Genomic DNA, 8,751 nt, shown 5'->3' with positions numbered 1-8,751 from the left:
GGAATCATCTTGCCGGACTCGATGTGGGGCAGCGCAGAGGACAGCACCGACACACTGAACTCGATGTTGCCGCCCAACAGGTCCTGCAGCTGCTGGCCTGCGCCGCGATAAGGCACATGGCGAAAAGTGGTGCCGGCCATCAGGTTAATCAGCTCGCCCGACACATGCAGTGGCGTACCGATACCCGAAGAGGCAAAGCTCAGCTGGTTGCGTTCGCGTTTGGATTTGGCAATCGCTTCCTCGATGGTTTTGACGCCGGTCTTGGTGTTGGTCACAAAGACCATGGGCGTGATGCCGATCAGCGCCACCGGACTCAAATCGGTTTCGCCGTTGTATTTGACGGCCGCATTGAACAGCTTGGCAATCGAGACCTCGCTGCCTGACCCGAGCAGCAGCGTATAGCCATCGGGGTTGGCGCTGACGACTTTCTGCGCGCCTATGGTTCCACCGGCGCCGCCCACGTTTTCAATGACGATCGGCGTGCCCAGGCGCTTTCCCAGCGGCTCAGCGATGATGCGCGCGACCAGGTCGACGCTGCCGCCGGCGGGATATCCCACTATCAGCGAAATTGGCTTGGCCGTAGGCCATGTCTGGGCCTGCGCGACCGACAGGGCCAGCAGCGCCAGCGAGGCGAATACGGCAGCGCGCAGGGCGCGGCCGGGGTGAGCGCGATGGAATGGGGATTTTGCAGACATGATGGTCTCCTGGTTGGTGGAGCCAGTCTATGAATCGATCCCGCAGGCCGCATGCGCATCACGCATGGGCGCATGCGCATGTTTGCTCAGGCGGCGCTGGCCGCCCAGATGCGCTGCACCAGTTCGTTGCGCGGGCTACGGTTGCGAAAAAGGCGGATCTCGAAGCGCACAGCGACTGTCTGCAGGTCGGCTGCCACAAGCCGGCCGTTGCGCAGGTCGTCGCCCACAAGCCCGCGCGGCAGCCAGGCCAGGCCTACGCCTTGCAAGGCTTGTTCATGCAGCGATTCGGCGAAATCGGACTCGGTCACAGTGTGCAGGAACAACTCACGCGGGTCGCGGCTCAGTCCGTCTTGCAGGATCTGGCTAAGCGCCAGTGTTGGCGCATAGCCCAGCACATGCACCGGCTTTCGCGCAGTGCCGGGCAGGACGTGCAGCGCCCGTCCATCGGGGCGCGGCGCACTCACGGCCACGAGTTCGTCGGTGCCAAGCGTCATTCCCTCGAAGGCCTGGTCATCCAGCAACATGGGCAGGCGCGGATGCGTGAAGGACAGCAGGAAGTCGGCCGCGCCCTGCTCCAGCGCTGTGGCGCCTTCATGGATGGAGCCCGTCAGGATGCGCAGGCGGAATTCACCGGCCCCCCGCTTGACGCGCGCCAGCCATGCGGGCACGGTGGTGCGCGACAGCGTGCGACCGGTGGCCAGCGTGACCCAGTCAAGGCCGCCCTGTGCATGGCGGATACGGGCGCGTACGTCGCCCAGGCTCGCGACGGCACGGCGTGCCACCGGCAGAAACTCGTCCCCGGCGGCCGTAAGCCCCAACGGCACGACAGCGCGGTTGACCAGGTCGGCGCCCACCCACAGCTCCAGTGCACGCACACGGCGCGAAAACTGCGGCTGCGTCACGTGCCGCAGCTCCGCCGCGCGCGAGAAGCTGCGCTCACGTGCCAGGGCGATGAAATCTTCCAACCATTTGTGGTCCATGGCAGCACCTCGTTCAGGGAATTAAGCGATGGTATCGCCTGCAGCCTGCGCCCGATCCCGCTACCATCACTCTCAATGACTTTACGCAAGACCCATCTCGACACCCTTGCCATGTCCCTGCTGCTGGGTTGCTGCCTGTTCTGGGGCCTGCAGCAAGTGCTGATCAAAGCCACCATCAGTGAGATCCCGCCCATGTTCCAGGCTTCGCTGCGGCTGGTGGGCGCCACGGCCCTGCTGTGGCTATGGTGTCTGTGGCGAAAAATTCCGCTGTTTCGCGGTGACGGTTCACTCAAAGCCGGCTTGCTGGCAGGCGCCCTCTTCGGCGCAGAGTTTGCCTGTATCTACGTGGGTCTGCAGTACACCAGCGCTTCCCGTCTCACGGTGTTTTTGTACACCTCGCCCTTCTGGGTCGCGCTGCTGGTACCGCTGTGGGTAAAGTCCGAACGGCTGCGCGGGCTGCAGTGGGTGGGCCTGCTGTTCGCCTTCGCTGCGGTGGTATTTGCATTGCGCGAAGGCTTCACCGGCGACCATGAGCCGACGGCGCGAGGCGACCTGTTGGCACTGGCCGCCGGCATGTTGTGGGGCTTGACTACGGTGGTGATACGCACGACCAGACTGGTCAGCATCTCCGCCGAAAAGCTGCTCTTCTACCAGCTGGCCGTCAGCGCTGCCGCGTTCCCGCTCTTGTCTCTGTCCCTGGGCGAGCAGTGGTCGTGGCACTTCAGCCCCTTTGCCGTCACCTCCTTGCTGCTGCAGACCGTGATCGGCGCCTTTGCAAGCTACCTGCTCTGGATGTGGATGCTGGGCCGGTACCCGGCCACCAAGATTTCAGTGTTTGTGTTTTTCACCCCGCTGTTCGCGTTGCTGTTCGGTGCGCTGTGGCTCAAGGAAAGCGTGACCACCGGCCTGCTGGTGGCGCTGGCCACCGTGGCAGCGGGCATCGTGCTGGTCAACCGCCGGCCTGCAGGCGCATAATTTTTCCGCATGACGCCTCACAAACGCATTCCCGGCCATCGCTTCCTCCATTCACCCGGCCCCACGCGGGTGCCCGATGAGGTGATGGATGCGATGCGCCGCCAGCCCATGGACCTGGCAGACCCCCGGCTCGAGCACGTGATCCAGGCCTGCGAAACAGGGCTCAAGGCGCTGCTGCAAACCACCGCCGACGTTTTCATGTATGCCTGCAATGGCCATGGCGCCTGGGAGGCGGTCATTGCCAACCTGCTGGCGCCCGGGCAAAAAGTGCTGATCGCGGGTACGGGACACTTCTCCGAATCCTGGGCCATACAGGCCGAGGCCATGGGTGCACAAGTCATACGCACACCCTGGCGTGAGGGCTACCCGATTGACGTGCAGGCGATCGAAGCGGCCTTGCGCGCCGACACCTCACACGCCATCGTGGCGGTGTTTGTCGTGCACACCGACACGGCAAGCGGCATGACCAGCGAGCCAGGCAAGGTCCGGCAGGCGCTTGATGCGACGGCGCACCCCGCGCTGCTGGTGGTGGATGTGGTCGCTTCGCTGGGCGCGGCGCCCTTTGTCATGGACGCCGTGGGCGCCAACGTCGTGCTGGGCGCGTCACAAAAGGGGCTGATGGTGCCGCCAGGCCTGGCTTTTGTGGCCGCGGACGCCGCTGCGATGAAGGTGGCCGCCGCCAATCCTTCACCCCGCTTTTACTGGGACTGGGCCAGGCGGCAAAGCCCGCTGTGTTATCGAAAATTTTGCGGCACGCCGCCGCAAAGCCTGCTCTTCGGTCTGGAGGCCGCACTGGGGCTGATCTTTCATGAAGGCGTAGGCGAGGTCATCGCACGCCACCAGCTGATCGCCGGTGCGGTCCAAGCCGCCGTCGACGCCTGGAGTGAAGGCGGAGCTCTTGAATTGTTTGTGCGCGAACCGGCTGCCCGCTCGGTCTCTGTCACCACGGTGTCCGTCAACGCGGGCATTGATCCCGAAGCCTTGCGCACGGTCGCGCGCGAGCAGTTTCAGGTGGCGATTGCAGGCGGCCTGGGCCCCCTGGCAGGACGCACGTTTCGCATCGGCCACCTGGGCGACATGAATCCGGCCATGATCCTCGGTTGCCTGGCCGGCGTGGAAGCGGCGATGCAGGTGCAGGGCATTTCTATCGGCAGCGGCGGCGTACAACATGCCGTCGCGGCGCTGGCCAGCAAACGCTAGTACCTACTGCGAAGCGGTGATGCCGCCGTCCAGGTAAAGCACCTGCCCGGTGACAAAACGCGACGCGGGCGCCGCGAAAAATACCGCCGCACCCGCCACGTCCTGCGGGTCAGCCACACGGCCCAGCGGGATGCGATCCAGCACCTGCTTGCGCGTCTGGGGATTCTCCAGCCAGTGGCGCGCCATCTCGGTCTGTACAACCGTAGGTGCAATGCCGTTGACAGTAATGCCGTGCGGTGCCAGTTCACTCGCATGCTGACGAATCAGCATGACCAGGCCGCCCTTGCTGCTGCTGTAGGCCGAGTAGCCACGGCCACGCAAGCCCAGCTGTGCGCGCACCGACAGCAGATGCACCTGTGCGCCGCCCTTGCCGCCTTCAATCTGTTTTTTGGCCGCTGCCTGCGCGAGGAACATCGCCGCCTTAAGGTTAACCTGCAACACTTCATCAAAGGCTTCCTCGGTCACTTCCAGCAAGGCCTGCTCGCGCTGCATGCCGACGCAATTCACCAGGATGTCGAGACCGCCCCATTGCTGCGCTACCGCGTTGACTGAGGCCTGCATCTGCGGCACCGAATGCGCGTCCATGGCCAAGCCCATGGCCTCATGCCCTGCCGCGCGCAGCGCCGACGCCACGGCTTCAGCCTTGGCTTCGTCGCGGCCCGACACTGCCACCCGCGCCCCCGCCATCGCCAGGCCCCAGACAATGGCCTCACCGATGCCGCCGTAGCCGCCAGGCACGTAAGCGGTTTTGCCGCGCAGGTCGAAGAGGCCTGAAAGCGCAGCGCTGAAATCAATCTGGGGTGTGATGCTCATGGATGGCGAAATTGTGGGCGCAAAGCGGGTTGGCAACGAAAGGGCTTTCCCTGCCTCCTGGGGCCGGTTAACACTATGTTTACAGGCCTTAGTCCATCAGCAGGCCGCCATTGAGGTCAATGATCTCGCCGGTGATGAAGCCCGACAGGGGCGATGCGAGGAAACGCACCACATGGGCAAACTCCTCGGGCTCGCAGAAACGCCCGACCGGAATGTCCTTGAGCAGCTTCTGGCGCTGCTCCTCATTGAGCTGCTCGGTGATCATGGGTGTCTTGACATACGCCGGCGCGACGGCGTTGGCCGTGACACCGAACGGCGCGAGCTCGCGCGCCAGCGAAAAAGTCAGCGAACTCATCGCGCCCTTGGACACCGAATACGCTGTGCCCGCCGTGAGCCCACCGGTCTTGGCCGCCAATGAGCTGGTGTTGATGATGCGGCCGAAGCGCCGCGACTTCATTGCCGGCACCACCTGCTGCGCGAGATAGAACGCACCGTCGAGATTGGCGCCCATCACACGCCGCCATTCGTTGGCCTCGGTGGCTTCGATTTTGTTGTTCGACAAAATCCCGGCGTTGTTGACCAGGATGTCGACCGGCCCGAAGGCCTTGACGATGAGCGCGTGTCCATCACTCACCGCGTTGGGGTCGCTGATGTCAAACGAAAACGGCATGGCATGCGGGCCCAACTCGTGCGCGAGCGCGCGGTTTCGCTCATGGTTCACATCCACCATCGCAACCTTGCAGCCGTCTTCGAGCAAGGCCTTGACGACGGCCAGGCCCATAGTCCCTGCCGCGCCCGTGACCAGCGCGACTTTATTTTCAAGCGGTTTCATTCAAATAACTTTCTATAGCGAACCAAAGAATGACTTACCCAGTAACAGCGCGGAACCGGCTTTGCCGGGCCGCAGCTGTTGCCCCCTGCAAGGGGGGACCGGCTACACGCAGTGAGCCGAGACGGGGGTGTGCCTATATCTAAGCGTCGAGGACGCTTTTCTTGCCGAAGAGGCCACGTGACCGGAAAGTCACGACGGCAATGAATAACAGGTACATGGACATGAGCGACCACTCGGATGCGTAAGAGCCCGTGAGCCCCACCACCATGCCGACCATGAGTCCGGCAATCACCGCACCCCACAGCGAACCGACACCGCCCAACACGATGATCAAAAAAGCCGGCACCACCGCGTCCACACCCACATGCGGGCGTATGCCCCAGATGGGCGCCATGACCACGCCGGCAATCGCTGCCAGCGCCACACCCAGGCCGAACACAAAGAGGCGCAGACGCGAGAGGTTGATCCCCAGCGCGCGCACCATTTCGCTGTCGTGCGCGCCGGCCTTGATGATGGCGCCGTAAGGTGTCTTCTGCAAAAACAGCCAGAGCAGCACAATCATGAGAATGGCGAATCCGCTGGCGAAGAAGCGGTATCTGGAATAGACCAGATCGCCCATCAAGAAGGCGCCGGAGATGACCTCGGGCAGCATCAACTGTTTTTCCGATGAGCCCCACACCAGGCGTATGGTCTCCTCGATGACCAGCGCCGCACCGAAGGTCAACAACAGGCCGTAGAGCGGGTCGCGGCCGTAGGTGCGCCGCATGCACAGCTCCAGCAACATGCCGAACAGGCCGACGAAGATGGGGGCAAAAATCAGAGCCACACCGTAACGTGTGCCCAGCGGCAGCGTCATGTACCAAGCCTGCAGGTTTGGGAACATGCCCAGTTGCGGTGCGATCAAAAACAGCGCGAAGTACATGCCCAGTGCAAACAGCGAGCCGTGCGCCAGGTTGATGGTTTCCATCACCCCCACGATGAGCATGAAGCCCAGCGCGATGAGCGCAAACAACAGGCCCAGCGAGACGCCGTTGACGAGGTGCGGAATAAGCTGAAGCAGAAAATCCATGTCGGTCTTTAAAAGTGGAAGCTAAACAGTCAGGGCTCGTAGCTGGGTGTGGCGGCGTAAGACTCGAGCTTGCATTGCTGCACGCTGTCCTTGTCTTCCACCTCGTCAGGCCGGAGACGCCCGAGGATGCGGAAGATATCGTCCGGCTGCTTGGGGTAGGAGTTGTAAGACGCCATATAGATGTTCTGCTGCAGCTGGTGCGTCAGCGGGTTCATGTAGGCGTCTTCATGTTGCATGCGCTGGATCGCCGGAACCCGCAGACTCTCCAGTTCGCGGATGATCTTCAGGTTGTTGGTGGAACCGGCTCGTTCAATCGCGCGGAACAGCTCATGCGTGGCCATGTAGCCGTTGTAAAACACATTGCCCGGCACCTTGATGCGATAACCCGCATTGGCTTTTTGGTAACGCGCGACAAAATCCTTCACCCCCGGCAGGCCCAGGCCCCAGTACCAGGTGGTGCCGAAGATACCGAACATGGCCTCGCGCCCCAGGCCATACACGTCGGGCCAGTCGGCCTGGTTGTTGATCCAGCCAAAGCTGCGGTCCAGGCCGGCGCTGCGCACCTGGTCGCGCAGGTATTTCAGGTCCTCTCCGCCCACGGCCGTGGCGATCACGCCGGGCTTGAGCTTCTGGATCTTCTGCAGCTGAGCCGAAAAGTCGCGCGTGTTCTGCGGCACCAGAATTTCCTCCACAATCTTGCCGCCGTTGCTTTCCACAATGTTGCGAATGCCTTTGGCCGTGTTGTGGCCCCACAGGTAGTCGCTGGTCAGCAACAGCCAGTTGCGCCCGAAGCCGGTCATGGCGCCTTTGACGACCGAAGTCGAAAAATTGGTGCCGTTGCCGTCCCAGACGAACTTGGTGCGGTGACAGTCCTTGCCGGCCTCGGTAGGCGAGCTGGAGTTGGTGTTGAAGTAGATGCAGCCCGCCTTCTGCGCCACCTGCGAGATGGCGTTGGCGGCGCCAGAATGCACGCCGCCCAGCATGAAGGCGACTTCACCCTCGGCCATCATGCGCTGCGCCACCGCCGTTGCCTTGGCCGCGTCACCGCCGGTGTCGGCATGCACGGTTTCAAGACGCCGGCCCAGCACGCCGCCGCGTTCGTTGACTTCCTGGATCGCCATGGCGATGCCGCGCTGCTCGTCCTGGCCGCTGGCCGCGTATTGGCCGGTGTCGTCGGTGGTCAGGCCGATCAGCAAGGGCTTCTTGCTTTTGGCCTGCGCCCAGCTGCGGTGCAATGCCCAAGGGCCAAAAAAGCCCATGGCAGCCGCACCCGCCCCGCGTATCAGCTGCCGCCGCCCGCGGCTGGGCCGCACGCCGGCGGCTTTGCAATCGAAGTCCATGATGGCGATGCCAGGTTCAGACTTCGTAGCTGGGCGTTGCGTCGTAGCTCTCGAGCTTGCAGGCGCCCGCGCTATCTTTGTCCAGCACGTCCTTGGGCTCGGCCTGCGTGAGGATCTTGAAGATGTCGTCTTTCTCGGCGGGCTGGTCGTTGTAGGTCGCCATGTAGATGGTCTGCTGGCACTGGTGTGTGACGGGGTCCATCCACGCGTCGTAGTGCTGCAGGCGGTCGGCGGCGCTCATCTTGCGGCCTTCAAGTTTCTTGATGACGGCAATGTTGTTGGTGGTGCCTGCTTCTTCGACGCAGCGCAGCAGTTCACGCGTGGCCATATAGCCGTTGTGATACACATTGCCCGGCACGCGAATCGCCATGCCCGGATACTGCTTCTGGTAGGCCGCAACAAACTCCTTCACACCGGGCAGGCCGAGGCGCCAGTACCAGGTGGTGCCAAAGACGCCGAAGATGGCTTCAGCGCCCAGGCCGTAAACATCGGGCCAGTCCTGCTGGTTGTTGATCCACGCCATGGACTGGTTCATCTTGAGCTGCACGACTTGCTGGCGCAGCGCCTTGATGTCGTCGCCACCCACCGCCGTGGCCACCACGTTGGGCTTGAGCTGCTGCAGCTTGAGCAGGTATGAGGAGAAATCACGGGTGTTTTGCGGCACGAGCAACTCTTCGACAATGCGCCCGCCGTTGGCCTCCACGATGGCGCGCGTTGCCTTGGAGGTGGTGTGGCCCCATACATAGTCATTGGTCAGCAGCACCCAGTTTTTGCCGCTGGCCTTGATGGCGTTCTTGACGATGGCGTTGGAGAAGTTGGTGCCGTTGCCGTCCCAGACGAACTTGGT

The 8,751-nt window shown here is 63.0% G+C and carries 9 protein-coding genes; 2 read left to right on the top strand and 7 right to left on the bottom strand.

The genetic code is table 11. The features are described from left to right. A partial coding sequence (locus ABI546_RS20505; RefSeq protein WP_348049694.1) for a tripartite tricarboxylate transporter substrate binding protein occupies positions 1-695 on the bottom strand: 695 nt, incomplete at its 3' end. A gap of 86 nt (positions 696-781) precedes the next feature. Further along, complete coding sequence (locus tag ABI546_RS20500; RefSeq protein ID WP_348049692.1) at positions 782-1,675, bottom strand: LysR substrate-binding domain-containing protein; 894 nt, start codon at positions 1,673-1,675, stop codon at positions 782-784. 75 nt (positions 1,676-1,750) lie between these two features. On the opposite strand from ABI546_RS20500, the gene ABI546_RS20495 reads away from it, so the two are divergent. Together ABI546_RS20495 and ABI546_RS20490 are read left to right on the top strand one after the other, a co-directional pair. Then, positions 1,751-2,650: a DMT family transporter gene (locus ABI546_RS20495; RefSeq protein WP_348049690.1), complete on the top strand. Its 900-nt coding sequence runs from the start codon at positions 1,751-1,753 to the stop codon at positions 2,648-2,650. A 9-nt stretch (positions 2,651-2,659) separates the two neighbouring features. Then, positions 2,660-3,850, top strand: a complete 1,191-nt coding sequence (locus ABI546_RS20490) for an aminotransferase class V-fold PLP-dependent enzyme (protein WP_348049688.1) — start codon at positions 2,660-2,662, stop codon at positions 3,848-3,850. A gap of 3 nt (positions 3,851-3,853) precedes the next feature. Here ABI546_RS20490 and ABI546_RS20485 read toward each other — a convergent pair whose 3' ends face one another. The 5 genes from ABI546_RS20485 to ABI546_RS20465 form a co-directional block, all read right to left on the bottom strand. Next, the gene (locus ABI546_RS20485) at positions 3,854-4,663 is read right to left on the bottom strand and encodes an SDR family oxidoreductase (protein WP_348049686.1); all 810 of its coding nucleotides are present in this window, start codon (positions 4,661-4,663) and stop codon (positions 3,854-3,856) included. An 88-nt stretch (positions 4,664-4,751) separates the two neighbouring features. Beyond that, positions 4,752-5,495 (bottom strand): SDR family NAD(P)-dependent oxidoreductase, encoded by a 744-nt coding sequence (locus ABI546_RS20480; RefSeq protein WP_348049684.1) that lies wholly within the window; start codon positions 5,493-5,495, stop codon positions 4,752-4,754. Between the two features lie 139 nt (positions 5,496-5,634). Then, positions 5,635-6,564, bottom strand: a complete 930-nt coding sequence (locus tag ABI546_RS20475) for a branched-chain amino acid ABC transporter permease (protein ID WP_348049682.1) — start codon at positions 6,562-6,564, stop codon at positions 5,635-5,637. 29 nt (positions 6,565-6,593) lie between these two features. After that, positions 6,594-7,904, bottom strand: a complete 1,311-nt coding sequence (locus ABI546_RS20470; RefSeq protein WP_348049680.1) for an ABC transporter substrate-binding protein — start codon at positions 7,902-7,904, stop codon at positions 6,594-6,596. 16 nt (positions 7,905-7,920) lie between these two features. Continuing rightward, on the bottom strand, positions 7,921-8,751 hold an 831-nt coding region (locus ABI546_RS20465), incomplete at its 5' end, for an ABC transporter substrate-binding protein (RefSeq protein ID WP_348049678.1).

The organism is Polaromonas sp. (assembly GCF_039932935.1).
GTDB lineage: Bacteria > Pseudomonadota > Gammaproteobacteria > Burkholderiales > Burkholderiaceae_C > Polaromonas.
Note: the sequence above shows the minus strand (reverse complement) of the source record. Positions and strands in the feature narration are given on the sequence as shown.

What these genes read in the sequence shown, in the direction of transcription:
- ABI546_RS20500 (WP_348049692.1), bottom strand. Translation starts at nt 1,675, where the DNA reads ATGGACCACAAATGGTTGGAAGATTTCATCGCCCTGGCACGTGAGCGC.
- ABI546_RS20495 (WP_348049690.1), top strand. Translation starts at nt 1,751, where the DNA reads ATGACTTTACGCAAGACCCATCTCGACACCCTTGCCATGTCCCTGCTG.
- ABI546_RS20490 (WP_348049688.1), top strand. Translation starts at nt 2,660, where the DNA reads ATGACGCCTCACAAACGCATTCCCGGCCATCGCTTCCTCCATTCACCC.
- ABI546_RS20485 (WP_348049686.1), bottom strand. Translation starts at nt 4,663, where the DNA reads ATGAGCATCACACCCCAGATTGATTTCAGCGCTGCGCTTTCAGGCCTC.
- ABI546_RS20480 (WP_348049684.1), bottom strand. Translation starts at nt 5,495, where the DNA reads ATGAAACCGCTTGAAAATAAAGTCGCGCTGGTCACGGGCGCGGCAGGG.
- ABI546_RS20475 (WP_348049682.1), bottom strand. Translation starts at nt 6,564, where the DNA reads ATGGATTTTCTGCTTCAGCTTATTCCGCACCTCGTCAACGGCGTCTCG.
- ABI546_RS20470 (WP_348049680.1), bottom strand. Translation starts at nt 7,904, where the DNA reads ATGGACTTCGATTGCAAAGCCGCCGGCGTGCGGCCCAGCCGCGGGCGG.